Source organism: Microbacterium alkaliflavum (genome assembly GCF_044325405.1).
In the GTDB taxonomy this organism is placed as follows: domain Bacteria; phylum Actinomycetota; class Actinomycetes; order Actinomycetales; family Microbacteriaceae; genus Microbacterium; species Microbacterium alkaliflavum.
Window position 1 is genome coordinate 101,338 of record NZ_JBIQWL010000010.1, and the last position, 23,422, is coordinate 124,759.

25 protein-coding genes and 1 pseudogene are annotated in these 23,422 nt (G+C 69.0%); 12 read left to right on the forward strand and 14 right to left on the reverse strand.

Annotated features, from left to right (window positions below):
• Positions 1-48 precede the first annotated feature (48 nt).
• From ACH3VR_RS19555 to ACH3VR_RS19565, 3 genes are all read right to left on the reverse strand, one after another.
• The gene (locus ACH3VR_RS19555; RefSeq protein ID WP_397558004.1) at positions 49-1,077 is read right to left on the reverse strand and encodes a BMP family lipoprotein; all 1,029 of its coding nucleotides are present in this window, start codon (positions 1,075-1,077) and stop codon (positions 49-51) included.
• Positions 1,078-1,121: 44 nt separating this feature from the next.
• Positions 1,122-2,099, reverse strand: a complete 978-nt coding sequence (locus ACH3VR_RS19560; protein WP_397558005.1) for a nucleoside hydrolase — start codon at positions 2,097-2,099, stop codon at positions 1,122-1,124.
• Between the two features lie 195 nt (positions 2,100-2,294).
• The gene (locus ACH3VR_RS19565; RefSeq protein ID WP_397558006.1) at positions 2,295-3,227 is read right to left on the reverse strand and encodes a nucleoside hydrolase; all 933 of its coding nucleotides are present in this window, start codon (positions 3,225-3,227) and stop codon (positions 2,295-2,297) included.
• Positions 3,228-3,331: 104 nt separating this feature from the next.
• On the opposite strand from ACH3VR_RS19565, the gene ACH3VR_RS19570 reads away from it, so the two are divergent.
• Positions 3,332-4,336 carry a LacI family DNA-binding transcriptional regulator gene (locus ACH3VR_RS19570; RefSeq protein ID WP_397558007.1) on the forward strand — a complete coding sequence of 335 codons (1,005 nt, stop codon included), beginning with the start codon at positions 3,332-3,334 and terminating at the stop codon, positions 4,334-4,336.
• A 7-nt stretch (positions 4,337-4,343) separates the two neighbouring features.
• Here the strand turns inward: ACH3VR_RS19570 and ACH3VR_RS19575 are convergent, their stop codons facing one another.
• Positions 4,344-5,657 carry an MFS transporter gene (locus tag ACH3VR_RS19575; protein WP_397558008.1) on the reverse strand — a complete coding sequence of 438 codons (1,314 nt, stop codon included), beginning with the start codon at positions 5,655-5,657 and terminating at the stop codon, positions 4,344-4,346.
• Positions 5,658-5,660: 3 nt separating this feature from the next.
• Complete coding sequence (locus ACH3VR_RS19580; RefSeq protein WP_397558009.1) at positions 5,661-6,065, reverse strand: Rid family hydrolase; 405 nt, start codon at positions 6,063-6,065, stop codon at positions 5,661-5,663.
• A gap of 73 nt (positions 6,066-6,138) precedes the next feature.
• Here ACH3VR_RS19580 and ACH3VR_RS19585 point away from each other — a divergent pair, with 73 nt between their 5' ends.
• Positions 6,139-6,633 (forward strand): winged helix-turn-helix transcriptional regulator, encoded by a 495-nt coding sequence (locus tag ACH3VR_RS19585; protein WP_397558010.1) that lies wholly within the window; start codon positions 6,139-6,141, stop codon positions 6,631-6,633.
• Positions 6,634-6,699: 66 nt separating this feature from the next.
• On the opposite strand, the gene ACH3VR_RS19590 is transcribed toward ACH3VR_RS19585, so the two are convergent.
• Entirely contained in the window at positions 6,700-8,307 is a 1,608-nt protein-coding gene (locus tag ACH3VR_RS19590; protein ID WP_397558011.1) for an amidohydrolase, read from the reverse strand.
• Positions 8,304-9,734 carry a purine-cytosine permease family protein gene (locus ACH3VR_RS19595; protein WP_397558012.1) on the reverse strand — a complete coding sequence of 477 codons (1,431 nt, stop codon included), beginning with the start codon at positions 9,732-9,734 and terminating at the stop codon, positions 8,304-8,306. Before ACH3VR_RS19595 ends, ACH3VR_RS19590 begins: the two co-directional genes overlap by 4 nt.
• 73 nt (positions 9,735-9,807) lie before the next feature.
• Between ACH3VR_RS19595 and ACH3VR_RS19600 the strand changes: the two genes are divergently transcribed.
• Positions 9,808-10,452: a TetR/AcrR family transcriptional regulator gene (locus ACH3VR_RS19600; RefSeq protein WP_397558013.1), complete on the forward strand. Its 645-nt coding sequence runs from the start codon at positions 9,808-9,810 to the stop codon at positions 10,450-10,452.
• 114 nt (positions 10,453-10,566) lie between these two features.
• On the opposite strand, the gene ACH3VR_RS19605 is transcribed toward ACH3VR_RS19600, so the two are convergent.
• The 3 genes and pseudogenes from ACH3VR_RS19605 to ACH3VR_RS19615 all read right to left on the reverse strand — a co-directional run.
• The gene (locus ACH3VR_RS19605) at positions 10,567-10,761 is read right to left on the reverse strand and encodes a hypothetical protein (protein ID WP_397558014.1); all 195 of its coding nucleotides are present in this window, start codon (positions 10,759-10,761) and stop codon (positions 10,567-10,569) included.
• A 26-nt stretch (positions 10,762-10,787) separates the two neighbouring features.
• Positions 10,788-11,036 (reverse strand): hypothetical protein, encoded by a 249-nt coding sequence (locus ACH3VR_RS19610; protein ID WP_397558050.1) that lies wholly within the window; start codon positions 11,034-11,036, stop codon positions 10,788-10,790.
• A 208-nt stretch (positions 11,037-11,244) separates the two neighbouring features.
• Positions 11,245-11,532: pseudogene (locus tag ACH3VR_RS19615) on the reverse strand (putative immunity protein); the annotation flags it as partial.
• Here ACH3VR_RS19615 and ACH3VR_RS19620 point away from each other — a divergent pair.
• A complete protein-coding gene (locus ACH3VR_RS19620) occupies positions 11,531-12,682 on the forward strand; it encodes a hypothetical protein (RefSeq protein WP_397558015.1) in 1,152 nt (383 codons plus the stop codon). The pseudogene ACH3VR_RS19615 and the gene ACH3VR_RS19620 sit on opposite strands and share 2 nt — an antisense overlap.
• Positions 12,683-12,742: 60 nt before the next feature.
• Here the strand turns inward: ACH3VR_RS19620 and ACH3VR_RS19625 are convergent, their stop codons facing one another.
• A complete protein-coding gene (locus tag ACH3VR_RS19625; RefSeq protein WP_397558016.1) occupies positions 12,743-13,252 on the reverse strand; it encodes a phage tail protein in 510 nt (169 codons plus the stop codon).
• Between the two features lie 169 nt (positions 13,253-13,421).
• Between ACH3VR_RS19625 and ACH3VR_RS19630 the strand changes: the two genes are divergently transcribed.
• From ACH3VR_RS19630 to ACH3VR_RS19640, 3 genes are read left to right on the forward strand one after another with little or no spacing between them, the layout of a single operon-like run.
• Positions 13,422-17,033 carry a beta strand repeat-containing protein gene (locus tag ACH3VR_RS19630; protein ID WP_397558017.1) on the forward strand — a complete coding sequence of 1,204 codons (3,612 nt, stop codon included), beginning with the start codon at positions 13,422-13,424 and terminating at the stop codon, positions 17,031-17,033.
• Positions 17,034-17,048: 15 nt separating this feature from the next.
• Positions 17,049-17,189 (forward strand): hypothetical protein, encoded by a 141-nt coding sequence (locus ACH3VR_RS19635; RefSeq protein ID WP_397558018.1) that lies wholly within the window; start codon positions 17,049-17,051, stop codon positions 17,187-17,189.
• A gap of 59 nt (positions 17,190-17,248) precedes the next feature.
• The gene (locus ACH3VR_RS19640) at positions 17,249-18,064 is read left to right on the forward strand and encodes a shikimate 5-dehydrogenase (RefSeq protein WP_397558019.1); all 816 of its coding nucleotides are present in this window, start codon (positions 17,249-17,251) and stop codon (positions 18,062-18,064) included.
• A gap of 776 nt (positions 18,065-18,840) precedes the next feature.
• On the opposite strand, the gene ACH3VR_RS19645 is transcribed toward ACH3VR_RS19640, so the two are convergent.
• On the reverse strand, positions 18,841-19,059 hold the full coding sequence (locus ACH3VR_RS19645) for a hypothetical protein (RefSeq protein ID WP_397558020.1): 219 nt from the start codon (positions 19,057-19,059) through the stop codon (positions 18,841-18,843).
• Positions 19,060-19,174: 115 nt separating this feature from the next.
• On the opposite strand from ACH3VR_RS19645, the gene ACH3VR_RS19650 reads away from it, so the two are divergent.
• The gene (locus tag ACH3VR_RS19650) at positions 19,175-19,390 is read left to right on the forward strand and encodes a hypothetical protein (protein ID WP_397558021.1); all 216 of its coding nucleotides are present in this window, start codon (positions 19,175-19,177) and stop codon (positions 19,388-19,390) included.
• A gap of 127 nt (positions 19,391-19,517) precedes the next feature.
• On the opposite strand, the gene ACH3VR_RS19655 is transcribed toward ACH3VR_RS19650, so the two are convergent.
• Positions 19,518-19,736: a hypothetical protein gene (locus ACH3VR_RS19655; protein WP_397558022.1), complete on the reverse strand. Its 219-nt coding sequence runs from the start codon at positions 19,734-19,736 to the stop codon at positions 19,518-19,520.
• A gap of 61 nt (positions 19,737-19,797) precedes the next feature.
• Here ACH3VR_RS19655 and ACH3VR_RS19660 point away from each other — a divergent pair, with 61 nt between their 5' ends.
• The 3 genes from ACH3VR_RS19660 to ACH3VR_RS19670 all read left to right on the forward strand — a co-directional run bounded on the left by ACH3VR_RS19660 (position 19,798) and on the right by ACH3VR_RS19670 (position 22,539).
• Positions 19,798-20,757 (forward strand): alpha/beta fold hydrolase, encoded by a 960-nt coding sequence (locus ACH3VR_RS19660; RefSeq protein ID WP_397558023.1) that lies wholly within the window; start codon positions 19,798-19,800, stop codon positions 20,755-20,757.
• 354 nt (positions 20,758-21,111) lie between these two features.
• Complete coding sequence (locus ACH3VR_RS19665; RefSeq protein WP_397558024.1) at positions 21,112-21,381, forward strand: hypothetical protein; 270 nt, start codon at positions 21,112-21,114, stop codon at positions 21,379-21,381.
• A 366-nt stretch (positions 21,382-21,747) separates the two neighbouring features.
• Positions 21,748-22,539, forward strand: a complete 792-nt coding sequence (locus tag ACH3VR_RS19670; RefSeq protein ID WP_397558025.1) for an alpha/beta fold hydrolase — start codon at positions 21,748-21,750, stop codon at positions 22,537-22,539.
• Between the two features lie 150 nt (positions 22,540-22,689).
• On the opposite strand, the gene ACH3VR_RS19675 is transcribed toward ACH3VR_RS19670, so the two are convergent.
• Positions 22,690-22,980 carry a hypothetical protein gene (locus ACH3VR_RS19675; protein WP_397558026.1) on the reverse strand — a complete coding sequence of 97 codons (291 nt, stop codon included), beginning with the start codon at positions 22,978-22,980 and terminating at the stop codon, positions 22,690-22,692.
• An 88-nt stretch (positions 22,981-23,068) separates the two neighbouring features.
• Between ACH3VR_RS19675 and ACH3VR_RS19680 the strand changes: the two genes are divergently transcribed.
• Positions 23,069-23,365 (forward strand): hypothetical protein, encoded by a 297-nt coding sequence (locus ACH3VR_RS19680; RefSeq protein WP_397558027.1) that lies wholly within the window; start codon positions 23,069-23,071, stop codon positions 23,363-23,365.
• Positions 23,366-23,422 lie beyond the last annotated feature (57 nt).

Here is a 23,422-nt window from a genome sequence, read left to right on the forward strand (position 1 = left end):
GTGGATGGGTCGCGGTGGCGGGAGCAGGGCTCCCGCCACCGCGAGCGCTCAGAAGCCGCTGGGGACTTCGATCTGTCCGTCGACGACCTTCTGCTTGTAGTCGTCGACGGTGTCGATGACCGACCGGGGCACGATGTCCCCGTTGTCGTCGAAGGTCAGGCCGACGCCGTCGTTCGCGAGGCCGAAGGACGTCGTCTCGCCGTAGGCGAGCTTGCCCGCCTCGTCGTCGTGGACCGTCTGGACGATCGAGTTGCCGACGTGCTTGAGCATGGATGCCAGGATGTGGCCCTTCTGCAGCGCGTTCTGGTTGCTGTCGACCCCGATCGCGTACTTGTCGGCGTCGGCAGCCGCCTGGAGCACACCGACCCCGGCGCCGCCCGCGACCTGGTACACGACGTCGGTGCCCTGATCGAACATCGCCTTGGCCTGGTCGTACCCCTTCGCCGAGTCGCTGAACGAGCCGACGTAGCTCACGAGGACGTCGATGCTCGGGTCGACGGCTTCCACGCCCGCGCGGAAGCCCGCCGCGAAGTCGTTGATGACGGGGATGTCCATTCCGCCGACCAGCCCGACCTTCTTGCTGCCTTCGGAGAGCGCGAAGTCGGTCGTGTTCGTCGTCGCCAACGCCGCCAGGACGCCGGCGAGGAACGAGCCCTCGTTCTGCTTGTAGGTGAGCGAGGCGACGTTCGGAGCGTCGATCACACCGTCGTAGAAGATGTAGTGCTGGTCGGGGAACTTCGGCGCGACCTCGGCGATCGTGTCGGAGGCGGTCGAGCTGCCGATGACGACCACGTCGTGGTCGCCGGTGGAGACGGACTGCAGGTTGGCCTTCCACTGCGCGGGGTTGTTGGCGTCGCCCTGCAGGGTCGTGGTCTTGTAGCCGTCGGTCTCGAGCTGGGCGATGCCGCTCGCGGCGTCGTCGTAGAAGCTCTGATCGCCGAGCGCGCCCGGCACGACGTTGGCCACCGACCGCGCTGCGCCCGCGCCGCCGCTGCCGGCGTTCTGACCGCTGCAGGCGCTCATGCTCAGAGCCAGCACGGTGGCCGCGGCGATGAGGCCAAACCGTTTGATGTTCATGGTCTTTCCTTCTTTCGGAGTGGATGCTGTGGCGACAGGGCGGCTCAGACCTTGGCGTAGGTGAGACGCTCGGCCGAGTCGACGATGAGATCGGCGAACTTCTGCCAATCGAGGGTGATGGCGACGTTGGTGCGGTAGTCGACCTGCTCGCTGGCGGTGCCGCCGAAGTGGCGCATGCCGGAGGCGCTCTGGAAGTTCGCGACGGTCTGGCCCTTGGTCCAGCGCCCTTCGAGCTCGACGCGTACGTCGGCCTTCTCGACGGTGAGGATCGTGGGGTCGATGACCGCGGCGACGCAGCAGGCGTCGTGGATGGCCGGGTACGGGATGTCGAGGAGGCCCGAGTGCGTGGTGTGCACGAACTCCCACGTGTCGAGGATGAACCGGCTGATGTCGCCGCCGATCGCTCGGACCCGCTCCTGCAGCTCGGGGGTGGCCAGCGCCTGGTGCTGCGTGAGGTCGAGGCCGATCATGGTGACGTCCCAGGCCGCGCTGAACACGACGTGCGCGGCCTCCGGGTCGGCATAGATGTTGAACTCGGCGGCGGGGGTGATGTTTCCGCGGGTGTAGCTGCCGCCCATCACGATGACCTGCTTGACGCGCTCGATGATCCGCGGCTCCTTGCGGGCGGCGAGCGCGATGTTGGTGTACGGGCCGACGGGTACCAGGGTCACCGTGTTCGGCTCGTTCTCCATGACGGTCTCGATGATGAAGTCGACCGCGTGACGCGGGTCGAGGCCGAACGATGCCGGCGGCAGGTGAGGACCGTCCAGCCCGGTCGCCCCGTGGATCTCCTCGGCGATGACCTGGTCGATCACCAGCGGCCGCGATGAGCCGCGTGCGACGGGAACGTCGATTCCGTAGACCGTGCAGACCGACAGCGCGTTGCGCGTGACGTTCTCGATGGTGTGGTTTCCGGCGACTGTCGTGATGCCGAGCAGGTCGATATCCGGGTTCGCCGCCGCCAGCAGGATGGCGATCGCGTCGTCGTGTCCGGGATCGCAATCCAGAACGATCTTCTCCATGAGGTCTCCGTCTCCTCGAGCGATGTGAGGTCTATGCGCAACTTGTTTCACTATTTGGGAAACGACTTGCGCGGCACGACATTCATGAAAACGGCCTCCCCGAAACGCTGTCAACCACGATGCAAAACCGTGATAGTCAGGCGTAATCGATTACCCATCGAGCCGATGAGACTCGGCACGCAGCGGAGAGTTGCGTCAGTTGAGGGAGCTGACGGCTGCGGCGACGATGTCCCAGAACCTGGCCACGTCGAGTTCGAGCGCCACTGTCGCGTTCTTCGGGAGGTTCCTGAGCTCGAGGAGATCGATGACGGTGGCGCCGCGAGTGTGCTCGCCGCGCAGCTCGATGTCCACGCGAGTCCGGGTCGTGGTGGCGACCTGCGGATCGGCGATGAGCGCGACGACGATCGGGTCGTGAAGGGGACCGTCTGGCATGTCCGAGTACGCGTCGTAGGTCGAGGAGAAGCGCTCCAGCAAGGCCGCGCCGAAGAGACTCGTCATGGTGCCGATCTCACGGATCCTGGCCCGCACCTCGCGGGTGATCTGGGCTTGGTACGTGATGTTCAGGCCCACCATCGTGAGCGGGATGCCTGATTTCACGATGAAGTCGGCGGCTTCCGGGTCGGTCGACGCGTTGAACTCCCCGTACGGCGAGACGTTCCCGCGCCCTGTCGTGCCGCCCGTCCACACGATGCGCGCGATCCGCGGCTGCGAGTGGGGATGAACCTGCAGGAAATGGGCGATGTTGGTCAGGGGGCCCGTGGCGGCGACGGTGACCGGTTCCTCCGCGTCCGCGAGGACGTCGAGGATGAGTTGCACCGCCGACCGATCGTCGAGGGGCACGACGGGCTGCGGCAGGTCGACACCGCCGAGCGCATTGGCGCCGTGGATCCAGTCCGCGCGCTTCAGAGGCTGGGCCAGCGGCTGCGCGGCGCCCCGAGCGATGGGGACATTCTGGATGCCGGCGACGGTGCACGCGATGCGCGCGTTGCGGGTGGTGTCTTCGACCGTCCCGTTCCCCGCGACCGTGGTGATCGCTCTCAGGTCGATCTCGGGGTGGGCTGCGGCGACCCAGATCGCGAACACGTCGTCGTAGCCGGGATCGCAGTCGAGGATGACGGGTGTCGGCATGGCAGGATCCCGTTCTGATAGCCTTCGCGTAATCGATTTCCTATCGCGAACTTTATCACCATGAGATCGTCTGATCTCGGGCACGAGACGCAGAAGGGGGCCTCATGAAGTCGAACGTGACGCTCGCCGACGTCGCGGCGGGCGCGGGGGTGTCGATCGCGACCGCGTCCCGAGCGCTTTCCGGCAAGCCTCGCGTGTCGCGCGAGATGGTCGACCGGGTGCGCGCCGTCGCGACCGAGCTCGGGTACCGCGTGGACCCGATCGCTCGAGCCCTCCGCGACGGGTCGAGCCGGCTCGTGGGGATGATCGTGCCCGTGATCGGCATCCCCTTCTTCTCGCAGCTGATCGACGCGGTCGAGGAGGAGCTCGGGCGCGCCGGATTCGAGCTGCTGCTTGCCGACTCGCACGGTTTCGTCGACGAGGAGGTGCGCCGGCTGCGCGTGCTCGGCGATCGGCGGGTCGACGGCATCCTGATCATCGCCTCCGATCGGACGGCCTCCATGCCGTCGATCGTGAACCTCCCCGACGACATCGCCGTCGTTGCCGTCGATCGCGCCACGGACAAGCCGATCAGCGACTTCGTCGGCGTCGACAATGAGCTCGGCATCGAGCTGATCTTCGAGCACCTCGCCGAGCAGGGAGTGACGAGGGTCGGCTTCGCCGGCACGGACGACGCGACGACGAACGGCGTCGAACGATGGCAGAGCTTCCATCGCCTCGCCCGTCGCCACGGGATGGAGGTGGGCGCGACATTCCGCGGCGAGTTCAGCCTCGAGAGCGGAGTCGCGGCCGCCGACCACATCGTCGACGCGGGTCCGCTGCCGGACGCGATCGTCTCCGGGTCCGACCAGATCGCGGTGGGGGTCATCTCGCGCCTGCGCGAGCGCGGCCTGGACGTACCCAAGGACGTCCTGGTCACCGGGTTCGACGGCGGCGAGCTCTCCCGCGTCTACTGGCCGACCCTCACCACGGTCGTCCAGCCGACGTCCTCGATCGCCGCCGACGCCGTCAGCCTCCTCATGGGCCGGATGGCAGGGGGCACGAGCGCCTATCGACGCAACAGGCTCGCCCCCGAGCTGCAGCTCGGCGGCTCGACGTCCAGGGCGTGAGCTCCCGTCACTCCCCTGCCGCGGCCGCCGCGGGCGCGCGGTGCGGCGCGCGGCGGATCAGGATCGAGAGCGCGGCGGCGATGGCGCAGAGCGCCGCCCCGCCCCACCACGCGTAGGTGTACGTGCCGAAGCTGTCGCGGACGATGCCCGCGCCGAGCGCGGCTGCCGCCGCGCCGATCTGATGCGCGGCGAAGACCCAGCCGAAGACGATCGTGCCGAGATCGCCGAAGATCTCGCGGCACAGCGCCGCGGTCGGCGGCACGGTGGCGACCCAGTCGAGTCCGTAGATGACCACGAACAGCACCATGCTGGGGTGCACGACGTCGGAAAGCAGCCAGGGCAGGAGCACGAGCCCGACCCCGCGGAAGCCGTAGTAGGCGACCAGCAGGATGCGCGGATCGAAGGTGTCAGTCAGCCAGCCCGAGGCGATCGTCCCGGCGATGTCGAAGAGCCCGACCACCGCGAGCAGGCCCGCCGCGGTCGTCGTCGCCATGCCGTGATCGTGCGCGGAGGGGATGAAATGGATGCCGATCAGGCCGTTCGTCGTCGCTCCGCAGATCGCGAACGCGACGACGAGCGCCCAGAATGCCGGACGCTTCGACGCCGAGGTGAGACCGTCGATCGCGCGGCGCGCCGCGTTCCCCTGGGCGCGCGCCGGCGCGACGTGCGCGGCGGGGTCGGCCCCGAACGGGATCGCCCCGCGGTCTTCGGGATAGTCGCGCAGCACGAGCCACACGACGGGAACCGCGGCGAGCGCGACGGCGGCGATGAGCAGTGAGGCCGCCCGCCATCCGGCCGTCTCGGCGAGCTCGGCGACGGCCGGCAGGAAGATCAGCTGGCCGGTGGCCGACCCGGCCGTGAGGATGCCCATCACGAGCCCGCGCCTGCGCACGAACCACCGGTTGGCGATGGTCGCGGCGAAGACGAGCGCCATCGATCCCGTTCCGAGCCCAATGAGCACGCCCCAGAACACGAGGAGCTGCCACGAGGCGGTCATCAGCACGCTGCCCCCCGCGCCGAGCGCGACGAGGGTGAGTGCGACGGCGACGACCTGGCGCACGCCGAACCGCTCCATCAGCGCGGCGGCGAACGGCGCTGTGAGCCCGTAGAGGAGGAGGTTGACGCTCACGGCCAGCGACATGACGGTCGTCGACCAGCCGAACTCCTCGTGCAGCGGCACCATGAGCGCACCGGGCGCCGCGCGGAAGCCGGCCGCCGCGAGCAGCGCGAGGAAGGCGACCGCGGCGACCCACCACGCGGGGTGGATCCTCCTTCTTCGCGGTGCGATGTCGTCAAGGGTCTCCGCGCGGTCCGTCGCCACGGCTCAGCTCTCCGCGTGGGCGCGGTATGCGACGGCGTCGATCTCGATGTCGAACTCGCCCGACCAGCTCGCCACCGGGACGAAGACGCGCGTCGGCGCGCTTCCCGGGAAGTGGCGGGCGTAGACCTCGTTGATCGTCCGGTAGTGGCCGGCGTTCGCGGCGTACACCCGCACGTTCACGACGTCGTCGAGCGATGCGCCCGCGGCGGCGAGACATGCGGTGAGCGCGCGCAGGCACGTGTCGGTCTGCACGGCGATGTCTCCGCGGACGAGCTCGCCCGTGTCGGGGTCGTACGGCGGCAGCCCCGACACGTAGACGGTCGGCCCCGCGGTGTTGACGAGCGTGAGGGGGACGCCGAGCCGCGCGAACGCCTCGGACAGCACGGGCACGGTGACGATGTCGCGCATGGCGGCTCCTTTGTGACTTTCTTCAAGAAAGCTACACTGGAACCACCCTCACCGGCAACGAAGGGAAGACGGGATGCCGCTGCGATCCGACTGGTCGACCGAGTACTGCCCGATTCGGCGCTCGCTCGATGTGCTCGGCGACCCGTGGGTGCTGTTGATCATCCGCGACGTGCTGCACGGCCGCGGGCGGTTCGACACCCTCCGCGACAACCTGGGGATCTCCGAGGCCGTGCTCAGCCGTCGCCTCGCCGCGATGGTCGAGGCCGGGCTCCTGAGCCGCGTCGACTACCCCGACGGCAACCGCACGCGGCAGGGGTATGCCGCGACGGCAGCCGCCGCCGAGCTCCTGCCGATCCTGCAGCAGCTCGCGATCTGGGGCGAGCGGCACACGACGATGCCCGACGGCGGCGGACACATGGCGATGATCCACGAGACCTGCGGTCACGAGACGACGCAGGGCCAGATCTGCAGCTCGTGCGGCGAGACGCTCGTCGCGCAGGAGATGACGTGGGTCAAGCCCTGGAAGAACGCCCGCGACCGCCTGCAGCCCGCGGGCACGCTCGCCTGACGACCGCGCGCTGAAGCAGAGGGGGTGGATGCCGCGGCATCCACCCCCTGTTCTGTCCGCTGCGCCTCAGGCCGTGAAGCGCGACCGCCCCGCGACGATCGTCTCGACGACGCGCGCCTCCAGCAGCGACGACGGCCCCTCGGCGAACGGATCGACGTCGAGCACGACGACGTCGGCCGCGAAGCCCGCAGCGATGCGCCCGCGCCACTCCCCCTCGCCCACCGAGGCCGCCGCGTCACGGGTCGCGTGACCGATCGCGCGTTCGAGCGGCAGCGCGTACTGCGGATGCGTCGCCGGCACTGAGCGATCGAGCGCCGAGGCCCGCGTCGACGCGATGTACATGTTCGCGAGCGCGCTGTGCGGCGCGGTGGGCGCATCGGTGGAGAACGCGAGCAGCGCCCCGGCGTCCTCGTACTCGGGCCACGGGAAGGCGCGCTCCACCCGCTCGTCGCCGAGCATCTCGGCCCAGTTCGCGAAGATCGCCGGGTCGGAGTGCACAGGCTGCATGGATGCCGTCACCCCGAGCCGCGCCATCCGCTCCGCCGTTCCGGGCGCGGCGTACTCGAGGTGCTCGATGCGATGGCGGCGGTCGCGCGGACCGTTCACGTCGATGGCGTGCTCGATCGCATCGAGGGCGATCTCGCTCGCGTAGTCGCCGATCGCGTGCTGGGCGATCTGCAGCCCCGCCGCGTCGGCCGCCGCCACGACCAGCCGCAGCTGCTCGAGCGGCCAGATGGGCGCGGCGTTCGAGCCGTCGGCATACGGATGCCGCAGGGCGGCGGTGCATGCGTCGATGACGCCGTCGAGGATGAGCTTGATGCCCACGACCCGCAGCCACGGCGACGACGGGCTGCCGGCGAGTTCGGCGGCGCGGGCGACCTGCGCGAGGTTCGCCTCGTCGTCGCCCGTGTTGTTGATGATCCAGTGGGCCGCGACGCGGATCGGCAGCTCGCCGCCGTGACGTTCCCGCGCACGCTCGAAAGCCGCCAGCCCGAACTCGTCGAACGCCATGTCCACGGCGCCGGTGACGCCGCTCGCGAGATAGGCGTCGATCGTGCGCTGCACGTCGGCGTCGCGGTCGTCGTCGGTCGCCGTCGCGTCGCGGTGCGCCCAGGCGTACTGCGTCGCGGCGGTCTCGTAGAGCATGCCGGTGGGCTCGCCCGCAGCATCCCGAGCGATTTCGCCGCCGAGCGGATCCGGCGTGTCCCGCGTGATCCCGAGCTCAGCGAGGGCAGCCGTGTTGACCCAGCACGAGTGGTAATCGTTCGCGTCGAGGTACACCGGGATGTCGACGACCGCGGCGTCGATCATCGCCGCCGTCGGCGCGCCCGGAAGGGAGTCGAACAGCCACCCCCGCCCGCGCAGCACGGTCGCCTCGGGGTCGGCGGCCCGCGCCGCGCGCAACCGCGCCTGGATCTCGTCGAGCGACCGGGCGTCCGTGAGGTGCACCTGCCCCAGCGCCGCGCCCATCATGAGCAGGTGCGTGTGCGCGTCGGTGAAGCCCGGCAGCACGAGCCGACCCTCGAGATCGACGGTCTCGTCGGCATCCGGCGCTGCGTCGGCGTCGCCGACGAAGGCGATCGCGTCGCCGCGGATCGTGAACGCCTCGGCCCACGCCTTCGCAGGGTCGGGGTCAGCAGTGAAGATGCGGCCATTGAGGTAGCGGGTGCTCACGGACGGCCCTTCTTTCCGAGCGAGGTGCGCAGGAGTCCTGCGTAGAGGGCGGCCGAGACGAGCATCCCGACCGGCACCGAGAGGTCGATGTAGCCGAAGGCCTGCGCGATCGGACCCGCCCAGACGTTCGTGGCGAGGCAGAGCGCCGTCGCGAGGCCGCCCGCGAAGAGGGCGACGAGGCCCGGGATGCTCCACCCGCGCGAGTACCAGAAGCGCCCGCCGACGTGGTCGTCGAACAGCTCGAGCCCGTCGTACGCGTAGCGGCGGAGCGCCACGTCGACGACGAAGATCGCCATCGCCGGTCCCGACACGATCACGAGGAACTGCAGCATGAGGTTCGCGGCCTCCAGGAGGCTCGACGAGAGCACGAGGTAGATCGTGAGGGCCGTTCCCACGACGCCGACGATGATCGCGGCCGGGATGCGGCGCAGCCGGAACCCGATCGCCTGCAGCGCCATGCTCGAGGTGTAGGTCGTCATCGCGTTGAGGGCGATCGTGTTGATGACGACGCCGATCACCAGGAGCGGTCCGAGCCACGCGGGCAGCAGGTCGAGCAGGGCCACGTCGATGCCGGCGTCGAACGCGGCGCCGCTGAGTCCCGTCGCGAGCAGCACGCCGACGATCGTGAAGACGATGAACGGGAGGGCGCCGCCGAGGCCCGTCGCGAGCGCGATGTGCGACTTCTTGGTCGAGCGCGGGAGGTAGCGCGCGATGTCGGGGCTGTTGATGAACGAGAGCGGCGTCGAGGCGAGGATCGTGAACCCGATCGCCATCGCCGACCACAGCGGCGCTCCGCTGAGCTGCTCGGGCGCCGTGTACTGCCAGTCGACCGTCGGGAGGATGAACGCGGTGACGAGAAGGAAGATCACGAACAGCGCCGCCGCCATATAGGAGTAGGTGCGGAGGATCAGGCCGTGTCCGAAGATCGCGACCAGGATCGTGATGGTCGCGACGATCACGGTGACGCCGATCGGCACCCACACGGGGTCGCTGAGACCCATGCGCCGCAGCAGATCGGCTCCCATGAACGACGACGCGAGCCACGTCAGCGACAGGAACACGGCGCCGATGAACCAGCCGACGAACGCGACGAAGAGCTTGTTGCCGAGGATGCCGTACATCGCGCGGGTCACGACCGAGCCCGACGTGCCCGACGCGGGGCCGCTCCCCGCGATGACGCCGGGGAAGACCCACAGCAGCGAGGCGGCGACGATGACGATGATCGCCTGCCACACCTCCAGGCCGAGCAGGATGAGCGTCGCACCGATGGTCAGGTTCAGGATGCTGACATTCGGCGCCGCCCAGATGAAGAAGAGGTCGCGGGCTCGGCCGTGACGCTCGGCGTCGCTGATGAGCTCGATGCCGCGCGTCTCAGGGCGGGACGCGGTGTCGACGAACTCGTCGAGCTGTGGCTGGGTTTGGGTCACGGTGTTCCTCTCGGGGAAGCGTCGTTGCTATTGGTCACATGCCCAATGGACTATTGGTCACACATTCAATAGCATGGTGGGCGTGACGTCAAGCCCGGCAGCGACCCGAGTTCGCAAACGCCCCGAAGAGCGGCGGGAGGAGATCCTGTCGCACGCGGCCGCGATCGCCGTCGACGAAGGCCTCGAGCGCATCACCCTGCGCGCCGTCGCCGAGCGCCTCGGCGTGCGCCCGGGCCTGATCACCCACTACTTCCCCGCCGCGGAAGACCTCGTCGTCGAGGCGTTCGCGCGCGCCGCGGTGATCGAGCGCGAGGAGTTCTTCCCGACCTCCGGCACACCGCTCGAGCGGATCGCCCATTTCATCCGGCACATCGAGGTCGGCGCCTCGACGCCGCTCGCGCGCCTCTGGCTGAACGCGCGCCACCTCTCCCGCTTCAGCCCGTCGCTCGACGAGTCGCTGCAGGAGCAGGACGAGCTCGACCGCGGCCGCCTCATCGCCATCATCGAAGACGGCATCACCGCCGGCGAGTTCCCCATCTCCGACGCCGAGGCCGCCGCCATCCGCATCCTCGTCGCCGTCGACGGCACCGGATCGTCGGTCAACAGCGCCGCCGAGGTCGTGCATCCGGCGCAGCGGCACGCCGTGGCCGACATCAGCGACTGGGCGCTCGGACTCCGGGCGGGCACGCTCCGGGCGGCGATCGCAGCCCAGGGCTGACGGGCGCGCCCGAGCTGAGGCCTCAGGCGGATTCGATGAGCGTTCGAGCGCGGCCGTGACTTCGATGTCGGCCGCGATGGGGCGCCCGGTCCGGCGCGGCGTTCCCAGATGGCGCTAAGAGGTCGACTTCCGCTGCGCTGCGACGGCCGCGCCGATGAGTCCGCCCGCGCATGCCAGCAGCAGGACGGCGGCCGCGATCATGGCGATGCGGATGGGGGCGGGGAGATCCAGCGCCGCAGACAGTGCCGCCAGGACGACAGCGAGCCCGGCGATGCAGGCCGCGAGGGCGCCGAACGACTTCGTGTTCACAGGTGAACACTACCGAGCGCGCGGGCTCACGCCGTCTCGGTGAGGGCCGCCTGGATTCGCCGGATGTGCGCGCCGAGGTCACCGGCGGCCAGGAGGCCGGGCCCGAGCGGACCGGCCGAGGATTCGCCGAGGGGCGGGAGCTGTCGCAGCGCCGCAGCGACGGGAGGGCTCAGGTGGTCGAGCTGCCACGCGAGCTCGCGGTCGGCGCCGCCCGCAGTCGTCTGTTCGGCGGCCCGGGCCGCGTAGGCGGCAGCGCCGAGGGCGTGCGCGCCCATGTGCGCCACTCCGGACGCCTGGGCGGCGGCGCGTGCGGCGGCCTTTCCCGCGGACGACGTCGCGGAGTGCGCGGCGCGCCCGGCGGCGAACCGGCGACGGATCTCTCCCGCCGCCGAGAGCTCGCCCCGGCCGAAGGCCCGGGCGCGNGCGTGCGGCGGCCTTTCCCGCGGACGACGTCGCGGAGTGCGCGGCGCGCCCGGCGGCGAACCGGCGACGGATCTCTCCCGCCGCCGAGAGCTCGCCCCGGCCGAAGGCCCGGGCGCGGGCGATCGCGTCGCGGGCGCGGTCGTCGTCGGGCGCTTCCGCCTCGAACAGCGGGAGCACGCGCTCGGCGCAGTCCGCAGCCCACACGGCCACGAGGCGGCGGTCGTCCTCACTGAGCGACTGAGGCGAGAGCACGTCAGCACTCTGCCACACGACCTTCACCGCCTGTTCTCGAAACGCGCTCCCCTGCCACTGTCCCGATGGGCCGCGATGGATGCACAATCGTGGCATGGCACGCGGTGCGTGGACGCAGTCAGCCCGCCTCGAGGCTGCTGCGGTGCAGGTGGAGAGACAGCTGCACCGCAACGGAGTGGCGGACGCGCGGCGCTTCGCGGCACGCACGGAAGCCCGCGCGATCGTCGTGGCGATCCTCGCGTTCGGCGTCGGGCTCATCGGCGGAGCCGTCGCGTTCTGGGGCCGAGCGGTGCCCGTGTGGGAGGGCGCGTCGGTGGGTGCGGCCGGCATCGCGGTCGCGGCATCCATCACCCTCGCGACCGCATCGGTGAGCTACCGGCTCGCGTCCCGCGACCCGAGGCAGGCGTGGCTGAACGACGTCTCGCGCTCGAAGCGGGCGTGGACGACCGCGGCGGTGGCGGTCTCGCTCGCGGCGGTGCTCTCGATGCTCCAGTGGATGCTGTTCCATGCGGCGACGCTGATCTGGCCCGGCGCCGCCGTCGACACGATGACGGCCACGATGATCGTGGCGCTCGTGGCCGGCGCGTCGGGGTACACGGCATTCGCGCTCGCGGCCCACGTCACCGCGACGCGACTCGTGCTGCTGCTGTTCGCCGTCGTGGCGACCGGATTCACGGTGAGCGTCGCGACGACCCAGGACGACACGTGGTACCGGCTGAACTTCAGCGAGCTCGGCGGCCGGGGCGGCGTGACCTCGGCGGTCTTCAACGCCACGCTCATCGTCGCGGGCGGTGTGACGGCGCTGCTCGCGCTCTACCTCCTGATGAGCCTGCAGGCCTGGGCGCGCACCGAGGCGCGCGTCACCCGAGCGCGTGCCCTCATCGTGTACGGCGTCTTCCTCGCGCTCGCGGCATGCTTCTTCGGGGCCGCGCTCGTGCCGGTCACCGTGACCCAGATCGGCCACAACGTCTTCGCGATCGGGATGGCCGTGATCTTCGGCGGCCTCCTGCTCGGCCTGCGCTGGGTGCTCCCGTGCCTGCCCCGATCGATGATCGTGCTCGGCATAGCCGTGGCGGGCGGCATCCTCTTCTCCGCGTCGCTGTTCTGGATCGGCTACTACACCCTCGCCACGCACGAGATGGTCTGCGCCGGTCTCGTCGTGGGGTATCTGCTGCTGTTCACACGCACCCTCGCGGCGGCCGAGCGCGCGGACTCGGCGATCGCCGACGCAAAGGCCGACTCCTAGGCGCACGGCTCACGCTGTGGTCGCCCGGGCGGACGGGCTTCGCCCGCCCGGGCGCACGGCTCATGACCGCGAGGGGTAGATCCCTTCCAGCGCGATGCACCAGTTCAGCACCAGGTAAGGCTGCATGTTGTCGTGCGGCTGGCCCGAACCGCCGCCGCCGATCATCGCGGCGCTCATCTGCAGGTCGGCGGGCGTGCCGTACGACGAACCCGCCGCCGTCACCGACGGGAAGCTCCCGGACGGATTCTTCGTCGTGGCGGTCGAGGATGCCGCGACGGTGTGCGGGTGCGGAGGGATGGTCGCCGCGGTGAGGGTCACCGTCTCACTGCCACCGACTTCACCTTGGTCGCGATTCGTCAGCCCCGGGCCCTGGCCGAACGAGAGCGAGGTGCGGCCGCGAAGATCGGGCAGACCGAACGTCGTCTGCCCGTTGCCGCCGTACATCGTCCCCAGAAGCGAGAAGAGTGCGGTGTTCTGCTGAATGGGAAGGAGCTGGCCTTGACACAGCGCCCATCCGGTCGGGGCGAAGTTGAAGCCGAAGCAGCGAAGCTCGCCGATGAATGGTTCCACGAATACTCTCCCAAATGGTTGAAACGGCCCTCCCCACGAGGCGCAAAAGAGCCCGAGGTCTGTACACGGGCCCGATCGCAGTCATAGTGTGCCGTCACAGGACAGTGTCCGCCAGCCCCCGTTCATCGTCGGTGAAGCGAAGCGGATCTCTACCAGGGAGTCGCACGCCATGGCCGGATCCGATGCCCCGCGCAAGGCTGTTGCGCCTCGACGATTCACGAAGCGCTGGGTGGCGGCATCCGTCACCGTCGCCCTGACCCTTCTCGGGGTCTTCGTCGCGCCGTCCCTCGCGCAGGCCGACGGACCGACGACCTTCAGCAACACGACGGCGATCGACATCCCCGTCAGCGGGGCGGCGAACCAGATCGGTCAGGCGAGTCCGTATCCGTCTGCGATCACCGTCGCGGGCATGGCCGGTGCCGTGACCAAGGTGCAGGTGATCTTCCACAACCTCACGCACGGGTCGCTCGGCGACGTGGACGCCATGGTCGTCGCTCCCACGGGCGCGAACCTGGTGGTGCTGTCCGACGTCGACCAGCCGGCCAACACGCTCACGTTCTCGAGCAACGCGACATTCACCTTCGACGACTCGGCCGCCGGGGGTGTGCCGACCGGCAACGTGCCGACCGGCACCTATCGCCCCACGAACAGCGGCGGTCCGGAGTCGTTCCCGGCTCCCGCCCCCGCGCCGTCGGCCCAGACGACGCTGGCCGGCGCCTTCACCGGCATCAACCCCAACGGCTCATGGCAGCTCTACATCGTCGACGACGCCACCGGCGACGTCGGCCAGATGGCCGGCGGATGGAGCCTCGTCATCACGACCGAGGTGGCGGCCGTCGCCACGACGACCACCCTGACCACCTCTGGCACCCCGTCGACCACCGGCGCCCCCGTCACGTTCACGGCGACGGTCACGGGCGGCGGCAACCCCGTGACGGCCGGCACCGTCGCGTTCACGGCAGATGGCACGTCGCTCGGCGCCCCTGTCGCCGTCAACGCCTCGGGCCAGGCGACCGTGACGACGAGCGCCCTCGCCGAGGGCACACACCTGATCGTCGGGACATACTCGGGCAGCCCGGGATTCCTGACGAGCAACGGATCGGTGTCGCAGCGCGTCGACAACCAGACCACTGTGACGGGCAACACGTTCTGCAACACCGGCGCGCTCACGATCCCCTCCCAGGGGGCGGCTTCGCCGTACCCGTCGAACATCACGGTCTCGGGGCTCACCGGCTCGGTCACCAAGGTGACGGCGACGCTCAACGAGCTGTCGCACCAAGTGCCCGTCGACCTCGACGTCATGCTCTCGGGTCCCACGCCGACGACCAACCTCCTGCTGATGAGCGACGTCGGAGGCACTTCACCGGTCAGCGGCGTGAACGTCATCTTTGACGACGCCGCGGCCACGGGCGTGCCGACACCGCTCATCTCGGGATCGTTCAAGCCGACGGACGACGACTCTCAGGCGGCGGATCTCCCGTTCCCGGCGCCCGCGCCTGCGCCAAGCGGCGCGACCACCCTGTCGACCTTCAACGGCGCCAGCGGCAACGGCGTGTGGAGCCTGTGGGTCGTCGACGACGCCAGCGGCGACGCGGGATCGATCAGCGGCGGCTGGTGCCTCACCATCACGTCGCTGAGCGCGACGACGACGGGAGTCACGTCGAGCGTCAACCCGTCGACCGTCGGACAGTCCGTGACGTTCAGCGCGACGGTCGCCTCGGGCGGCTCCCCCGTCACCAGCGGGTCCGTCGTGTTCACGGAGGGCGCCACGACGCTCGCCACCGTTCCGGTCGATGCAGCCGGGCACGCGAGCTTCACGACGACCACGCTGCCTGTGGGAACGCACACGATCACGGCGACGTACTCCGGCACGGCGACCTTCGGCACGAGCAGCGGCAGCGTCGACCAGGTCGTGCAGGTCGTCCCGACGACCACGGCGCTGACGTCGAGCCTCAACCCGTCGGAGGTGGGCGATTCCGTGACCTTCACCGCCACGGTCACCTCGAGCTCACCGGTGACGACGGGGACCGTCACGTTCACGGAGGGTGCGACGACACTGGGCACCGTAGCGGTCGACGCGACCGGCCAGGCCGCCTTCACGACAAGCTCCCTCACCGCCGCGACCCACACGATCACGGCGACCTATTCGGGCACCGCCACGCTCGGCACGAGCAGCGCGAACGTCGACCAGGTCGTCGACGTCGTCCCGACGTCCACGACGGTCGCGTCGAGCGGCAACCCCTCCACCTTCGGAGCACCCGTGACCTTCACGGCAACGGTGACCTCGAGCGGCTCTCCCGTCACGACGGGGTCGGTCGTGTTCACGGAGGGCGCGACGACGCTCGCCACCGTCCCCGTCGACGGGGCCGGCAACGCGACCTTCACAACGAGCACCCTCACCGTCGGTGCGCACACGATCACCGCAACCTACTCCGGCACGGCAGCATTCGGCACGAGCTCGGGGACCGTCACGCAGAACGTCGAGGTCTTCCCGACGGTCACCTTCCTCGCCTCCAGCTCCAACCCGTCGACCGTGGGCCAGAACGTGACGTTCACCGCCACCGTCACCGCGGGCGGCGCGCCGGTGACGACCGGGACCGTCACCTTCGCCGACGGTGTCACCGTGCTGGCCGCTGACGTTCCACTCGCTGCGGACGGCACGGCGACCTTCACGACGTCCGCCCTCGCGGCCGGCTCGCATCCCATGAGCGGCACGTACTCGGGCACCGCCACCCTCGCCACCAGCGCCGGCACTCTGAATCAGAGCGTCCAGCTGGTGGCCACCTCCGCGACGATCACGTCGAGCCTCAACCCGTCCCTGGTCGGCGACGCGGTGACCTTCACTGCCACCATCACCGCGAGCGGCTCCCCCGTGACGGCCGGATCCGTCACGTTCACGGACGGTGCCACGACCCTCGCGGACGTCCCTGTGGACGCGGCCGGCAACGCGACCTTCACGACCAGCACGCTCACAGCTGGCACGCACACCGTGACGGCGACCTACGGCGGCGACGCGACCTTCGACACGAGCAACGCCTCGGTCGACCAGGTCGTGCTCGCCCCCGTCGTCGCTGACGCGGGCCGTCCTTACTCCGTCGCCGAGGGCGAGAGCCTCACGCTCGACGGATCGGGATCCACCGCGCTCGCGACCTACGAGTGGGACCTCAACGGCGACAGCGACTTCAGCGACGCCACCGGCATCGCACCGACTTTGACGTGGGCGCAGCTCGAGGCGCTGGGGATCGACGACGGTCCGTCGACGCACACGGTCACGCTCAAGGTGACGCTCGGCGCACAGGAGAGCACGGACACGGCTGTTCTCACCGTGGTCAACACGGCGCCCGACACAGTGGTGACGGGCGCCCTGACTGCGACCGCCGGGGTTCCGTTCACCGTCAAGATCGGCGCCGACGACCCGTCCTCCGCCGACATGGCCGCGAACTTCACGTACACCGTGGACTGGGGTGACGGCTCACCGGTGCTCAGCACCACCGGCCCCGCCGATCCCCCGGTCACGCACACCTATGCAGCCGCCGGCACGTACACGGCGTCGCTGACCGCGACCGACAAGGACGGCGGCACGGGTGACCCGCTCACGATCGAGGTGGTCGTCTCCCCCGCCGCCGTCACGCCGACGCCTCCTGTGACCACACCGTCGGCCGGAGGCGGACTTCCCGTGACCGGTGCGGATGCCACTGCCGCGACGCTCGCGGGCGGCATCCTGCTCCTCCTCGGTGCCCTGCTGGTCGCCGCCGGACGACGGAGGTCGCGCCGGAGCTAAGCCTAGGCTGGCAGCATGAAGGCGCACGCAGCGGATCCGCGATCCTGCCCGACCTGCGGCGACCCGCTGAAGTTCGAGATCCTCGACGACGAGCGGTTCCTCGTCGCCTGGTCGTGCGTGAACTGCGGCCTCATCCGCACGACCGAGCCTGTGTGAGCGGGTCTCACGGCCGGATCAGGCTCTGCCGCTCGCGCGCGACGTGATGGAATCGCTCTATGCCGATCCTCAACAAAGACATGACGCTGTGCATCTCGCTGGCCGCGCGCCCCTCGAACCTCGGGACCCGGTTCCACAACTACCTGTACGAAGAGTTCGGTCTCAACTTCATCTACAAGGCGTTCACGACCGATGACATCAACGCCGCGATCGCCGGTGTGCGCGGTCTCGGGATTCGGGGATGCTCCGTCTCCATGCCCTTCAAGGAGGCTGTCATCCCGCTCGTCGACGCGATCGAGCCCTCCGCCGAGGCCATCGAGTCGGTCAACACCATCGTCAACGACGCGGGGACGCTCACCGCATCGAACACGGACTACGAGGCGGTCGCGCAGCTGATCGACGAGAACGCGCTCGACCCCGCGGCGTCGGTGCTCGTGCGCGGATCGGGCGGCATGGCCAAGGCCGTCGTCGCCGCCTTCCGCGGCGCCGGCTTCGACGATCTCACCGTCGTCGCGCGCAACGAGGCCGCAGGCGCCGCCATCGCCGACAAGTACGGCTACCGCACGACCACGGTCGACCCCGCCGCCGGCCACGCCATCATCATCAATGTCACGCCGCTCGGCATGAGCGGCGCCGACTCCGACGCGCTGTCGTTCAGCCAGGCGCACATAGACGCCGCCGAGACGGTCTTCGACGTCGTCGCCTTCCCAGCCGAGACGCCCCTGATCCGCGCCGCCCGCGCCGCGGGCACGCCGGTCATCACGGGAGCCGACGTGATCGCGCTGCAGGCCGCCCGCCAGTTCGAGCGCTACACGGGCATCACCCCCACCCGCGAGCAGGTCGAGCGCGCCTCGGCCTTCTCCCGGGAGGCGTGAGCCGCCGGCACGCCTTCGTCCGACACGCCCCACTCCCCGGTCGCGCCGCACTCCCCCTTCGCCGCTGTCGGATGCTGGGCGAACGGATCGAGCGCGCCCATACGGCCGAGAGGGCCGCGCGGTTGAGGCACGTTGGCGTGCAGAATCAGCGTGCGGCCTTCACGAGCAGCCGCGGCCGCGAGGCCACGCTTCCCGTTGCGCCCTCGGTGCCTGTCCCCTGAAGGACCGACTTGCGGCCGCACGCCGCGGCGTTCGTGTCACTTTGTGATGATCGCGATCCCCACGGTGTGAAGACAGCGAGTACCGATCAGGTCGCCCCCGTCACCCCCATGATGTACAGCGGGCTGAGCGCGATCGCGATCGCTATGCCGACCCATCCGAGCACGCGAGCCCGCCTTCTTCCTGGCTGACCGACAACGAGAGAGCTTGCACGGCGGATGGAAATCACCCCGAGAAACGCACCAAGGCCAGCGATACACCACCCGATGGCGGATGCCACTTGGTTGCTCACCGTTACTGTTTCAGTCCAGCGAGGGTCGCTAGTACCTGTGGTAGCCAAGGCAAGCCAGAGGCGAACAATCGCGGACGCAACGAACGGGGACGCGGCCGCGGCGAGCACGCTCCCAATCCCATAAGCAGCTGAGACGCGCGCGGGGGCCGCGCCTTCTTTGGCCATGCGCAGAGTATTCCACGGCGTCGTCACGCGTGGTGCAGTCCGTGTTCAGGACGGCGCGCTACGTCGTGGCCGCGCACAAGAGCTGGTCGATCAGGGACCGTTAATCGGCCAGATATCCGGTGCGCGGGTCGATCCCCAACAGGAACGCGCGGATCTCGGAGCGGACCTCATCATCCGTGCGCTCCGCCGCGCCCGATCCTCCTACCGAGAACCCATAGCCCGCGTTCGGGCCGCTCACCCAGGCGTGGTGGGTCGAGCTGCCGTCTCTCACAACGTCGAACTCTTCACCATCGACGACGAATCGCACAGGTCCGGCCACGGCGCCATGGTCTCACGACGGCCGATTCCTGGCACGTTGGAGGACCGGTTGCCGAGCGCATCGTCCCTGGGCAACCACGCCCGACGGTGACCCGCTGCATCGATACGGTCCGCTCATGGCATCGGACGTCACGCTGTACATCGGCCCTCAGACGGCATACCGGAAGTTTCGCTTCGCGGAGGGGGCGGAGTGGGCAGCTGTTCGTTCACAGATCAGGGCAGCCATCGACGCGGGCAAGGGGTCGATCGAGATCCCGTGGAAAGGCGACACCGTCGTATACGTCTATAGCCCGCATCTCATGTTGTCGCGGGTTGAGAAATCCGCAGGATAGGGGCGCAGCGAGCGGCACTCGATCGAAGGATCAACCACCGGTCACCGGATCGTCTCCACTTGCTGTTGTGCCGCGAGCGCAAGATGAGGCCGGCGATGACGGTCGCAATACCGAGGGTGAGGAGAATCTAGAACCATGCGGCGAGCCCCACCAGATAGCCGCAGTCCCGGTCGGACCCACAGTCCGCATCGTCGAACCAGACGAAGAACGCGATCACGACGAGCGTGCCGCCGGCGAGCATCACGAACGGCCACAGCTTCTGCATGGCGATGAAGGTAGCAGCGCGGAACTGGATCGCCCGGTCCCGGACCGCTCGCCGGATCGCCGGCGACTTGGTATGGATCACAGTGTGGCCAGGGCGTAGATTTCGGTCGCAGGATGCGTTCGACCTTGGGGAGTCTTCGGCCATGAAGCGCGTCAGTTGGATGGCAGGCGGCTGTGTTGTCGTCGCCGTGCTTCTGGTTGCCGGCTGCTCGAGCCTCGGGCCGGACGAGAGTTCGCCCGCGAATGACGACACGACGTCATCACCCACCGGGAGTGCGTCCGTTCCCCCGTCCGGAGCCCTGGGCGAGGTGAGCCTCCCCGTAGCTGATGGCGTGGATGTGGACGGACTCGTCGCGGTCGACGGACACAATCTCGCCGTTCATTGCACCGGATCGGGGAGCCCAACGGTGATCATCCTGCATGGGTGGATCGATCAGCCGAGAGTCACGTCCCACGACTACTACGGCCGCCTCACCGGCGAGCTGAAGCCGGACTTCCGAGTCTGCGACTACGACCGCGCCAACGTCGGCGACAGTGACACCGTCGCGGGGACGCAGACCCCGGAGATGGTCGTCGGTGACTTGGACGGGGTGATGGAGGCCATCGGCGATGACGGACCCTACCTGCTCGTCGGCCAATCGGCCGGCGGAATGGTTGCCTCGGCCTACGCCGTAGCACACCCGGAGAAGGTTGCCGGGATCGTGATGGTCGACGCCAGCTTCGACGAGGAGGTCACCATCGAAGACGTCGGCATGGTGCCAGAAGGAGCCGGCCCGTGCGATCCCGTGAACCGTAAGTTCGACGGCGAGGAATCCCTGCAAAAGATCGACAACTGCACGATGTACAAGTGGGCCTACGAACGACGAGACCTGCGACCCCGTGTCCCGCTGGTGTACCTGGCGGCGAAGCGAGCCTCGTGGAACCACGAGACCGCCTTCGGGCCGGAGTGGCCAACGGCGATCGTCGCCCTCATGAAGTCCTACGCGGCCAGCTGGTCGCCCGGCAAGTTCGAATGGGTCGACTCCGATCACGACATCCACCTCGAACGACCCGACATCGTGGCCGACGCCGTGCGATGGGTCGCGGAACAGCGGCATCCCTGACATCCCACAACGGGTGTGGCGCGATCCCGAACTCTCCCCTTCGCCAGCCCGCAAGCAAACCCGCCCCTAGGCGACCGGTAAGCGACCGGTCAGCGAACGCCTAGAAGGGGGCAGGCGGTGAGTCACGATGGTGCAAGCCGCTTGCCGCCGCCTCCAACCTCTGCATGAGTGGCCGTTGCTCGAGGTTGGCCCGAGGGCTAGCTTGTGCTCATGTCGCCACAAGGCCCCTTCGGCCACACACTCCTGCGGCATGGGAACGCGGCCGCAGCGGTGGGACTCGTCGTTATCATCGTGGCGCTCGTTGTCGAGGGGAACCGGTGGTTACCGCCCTGGATATGGGTAGGACCCTTCCTGGTGGCGGCGTTCTTCATCGGCGCCTGGTTGGCGACGCTCGACCGCAGGCCGCAAGTTGTGTATGCGTTCGAGGCGTGGGCTGACGCGGAGAAGGCGGCATCTGCTCTTCCAGACACGGACTCCGCGAAGGGCGTCCTGATAGTGGCTGCTCACGAACGCCAAATCGAATGGAAGCGCCTCGATCAAGGAGCCTTCGAGGCGGCCGTGCTGCTCGGGATGGTCGGCGTGTTTGTCGGGCTTGCAGTGGGCATCGGGGTGCAAATGGTCTAGTGCCAACTCATACGGCTTCTCTCCAGTCCCCGACACGACCATGTGGGACCGCGCACGGGTTTGGCCCAGGGAACTTGCGCGCTCAGCGACCGGCTTTGGGGCGCTGCCGGATCGCCAAACGATCAACCCTTCGAACCCGAACCGCCCACGACCGCCGCGTGCGTCAGACCATCTCGTCGATCAGGTTGACGATCCCGACGTCCCGCGCTTTGTCGTCCATCTACGTAGGTCAGGCCCCCTTTTAAGGGCGCTTCGGTCGACCGGATCTGAAGGCCAAGAGAAAGATTCAGTCGTTGATCATCGCTTGAGGGCGCAGAAGCGCGGGACTCCTCTGAAGGTGAGGGGATCAAGTGTAGGGTCGCCCGCATGACGCTCTGGCACGAGCTCAAGGGCGGCGGGCAACCCGTCATCTTTCTCCATCACGGGATCGCCGACAGCCGCGTCTGGCAGCCGCAGTGGTCTTCTCTAGCACCCCGGCACATGCTCGTGCGCTGCGATTTCGCGGGTTTCGGGCAGAGCCCGATCGGACCACTCCCGCTCACTCCCGCCCGGGACGTCGCCGCGCTGCTCGACATGCTCGGGATCGCGGACGCGGTCGTCGTGGGTTCGTCGATGGGCGGCCGGGTGGCGCTGGAGCTCGCCGTCGCCCGTCCCGACCTCGTATCCGCGCTCGTGCTCGCCGCGCCCGCCCTTCCGGGCGTCAACTGGTCGCAGGCCGTGCGTGCCTACGGCGAGGCCGAGGATGACGCAGTGGCCGGCGGGGATCTCGCCGAGGCGACTGAGGTGAACCTACGGATGTGGGTAGACGGGCCGAATCGCACCGCTGCCGACGTCGAGCCTGGCTTCAGGGGAGCAGTCGAAGCGATGCTGCTCCACGCGCTCGAAGTCCAAACGCCCTGGTGGCAGGAGCTCGAGGAGGACCTGCTCGTGCCCGATCTGGGTGACCGCCTCGGCGTTGTCGCGGTCCCGACCCTCGTGCTCGTCGGCGACGAGGATGTCGAGGACTTCCAGGTACTCGCGCGGAGGATCGCGAGCGCGATCCCGGATGCTCGGCTCGCCACGCTCGCGCGCACTGCCCATTTCCCGAATCTTGAGCAGCCCGAGGCGTTCGACGCGCTGGTGCTCGACTTCCTCGCCCGGATCGCCACGACGAGTTGAGGCTCACTGAGGGTGGCGGAAGCACGATCTGGGCGTGGGTCCTTCGCTAGGCCAGAGCGGCTCGGAGCACCCTCGCGGCGAGATGCGACCACAGAGCGACCGGCCGCGAACGATGGGGATGGCTTACGAGCGTCGTGCGGAGAGGGACGGTCAGCGGGCGCCGCGGTAGCTGGTCTCCCAGCATCTGAAGACGATGGTGTCGTCAGGCAGTGCGCGTTGAACCTCGCGAGACAGGCGCTCCCCTTCGGCACGGTGCGCCTCGGCAGTGGCTCGATCCGGCCAGCCATACTGCCAATCGAACAGTCGCTCGAACTGAGCCGACCAGTCCCTCACCTCACGCTCAAGTCCCGCCGGCAGCCGCGGATCTCCGTCCGCGCAGAGCCCGCCGTCGCCCCAGAACGGCCAAAGCGCCCCGTAGTCATTGAAGAACCGATACCGCACCCGCTGATTCTCCCCCTGGCACGTCGAAGCCCGCGCCCAGGCGACCACTTGCAGACGCTCCGTTCCCGCGAATGGGTAGCCTCGTTCCGTGCAACTCGACCTTGATCGTCGTGACATACACATGGCCGACTACGCACGCCCGCTCAGTGTGGAGATCGACGACCGACTCCTACTATCCGCTCTCCTCCGCGGGACACTCCTGCCCTATGTCCCCGCTATCGCCGAAGGATGGACGTTCCGCGCCGTCACGGACGCCGGCGGGATCGATATCGCAGCCACCGGCGGGTTCAACGGGAGCCCCCGGCTGCTTGTAGACGACACCGAGATAGGACAATTCCTCTCCGAAGACACGCTGCGCATCGGGGCACGCCCGACCACGCGATGACTCGCGGCAAAGCGCACGATGAGCGACCGCCAGCGAACCGGACAGTGGCCGGGTGCC

What these genes read in the sequence shown, in the direction of transcription:
- ACH3VR_RS19620 (WP_397558015.1), top strand. Translation starts at nt 11,531, where the DNA reads ATGGCACGCGGTGCGTGGACGCAGTCAGCCCGCCTCGAGGCTGCTGCG.
- ACH3VR_RS19610 (WP_397558050.1), bottom strand. Translation starts at nt 11,036, where the DNA reads ATGGGCGCGCACGCCCTCGGCGCTGCCGCCTACGCGGCCCGGGCCGCC.
- ACH3VR_RS19640 (WP_397558019.1), top strand. Translation starts at nt 17,249, where the DNA reads ATGCCGATCCTCAACAAAGACATGACGCTGTGCATCTCGCTGGCCGCG.
- ACH3VR_RS19555 (WP_397558004.1), bottom strand. Translation starts at nt 1,077, where the DNA reads ATGAACATCAAACGGTTTGGCCTCATCGCCGCGGCCACCGTGCTGGCT.
- ACH3VR_RS19650 (WP_397558021.1), top strand. Translation starts at nt 19,175, where the DNA reads ATGGCATCGGACGTCACGCTGTACATCGGCCCTCAGACGGCATACCGG.
- ACH3VR_RS19630 (WP_397558017.1), top strand. Translation starts at nt 13,422, where the DNA reads ATGGCCGGATCCGATGCCCCGCGCAAGGCTGTTGCGCCTCGACGATTC.
- ACH3VR_RS19660 (WP_397558023.1), top strand. Translation starts at nt 19,798, where the DNA reads ATGAAGCGCGTCAGTTGGATGGCAGGCGGCTGTGTTGTCGTCGCCGTG.
- ACH3VR_RS19635 (WP_397558018.1), top strand. Translation starts at nt 17,049, where the DNA reads ATGAAGGCGCACGCAGCGGATCCGCGATCCTGCCCGACCTGCGGCGAC.
- ACH3VR_RS19580 (WP_397558009.1), bottom strand. Translation starts at nt 6,065, where the DNA reads ATGCGCGACATCGTCACCGTGCCCGTGCTGTCCGAGGCGTTCGCGCGG.
- ACH3VR_RS19600 (WP_397558013.1), top strand. Translation starts at nt 9,808, where the DNA reads ATGGTGGGCGTGACGTCAAGCCCGGCAGCGACCCGAGTTCGCAAACGC.
- ACH3VR_RS19560 (WP_397558005.1), bottom strand. Translation starts at nt 2,099, where the DNA reads ATGGAGAAGATCGTTCTGGATTGCGATCCCGGACACGACGACGCGATC.
- ACH3VR_RS19565 (WP_397558006.1), bottom strand. Translation starts at nt 3,227, where the DNA reads ATGCCGACACCCGTCATCCTCGACTGCGATCCCGGCTACGACGACGTG.
- ACH3VR_RS19670 (WP_397558025.1), top strand. Translation starts at nt 21,748, where the DNA reads ATGACGCTCTGGCACGAGCTCAAGGGCGGCGGGCAACCCGTCATCTTT.
- ACH3VR_RS19570 (WP_397558007.1), top strand. Translation starts at nt 3,332, where the DNA reads ATGAAGTCGAACGTGACGCTCGCCGACGTCGCGGCGGGCGCGGGGGTG.
- ACH3VR_RS19585 (WP_397558010.1), top strand. Translation starts at nt 6,139, where the DNA reads ATGCCGCTGCGATCCGACTGGTCGACCGAGTACTGCCCGATTCGGCGC.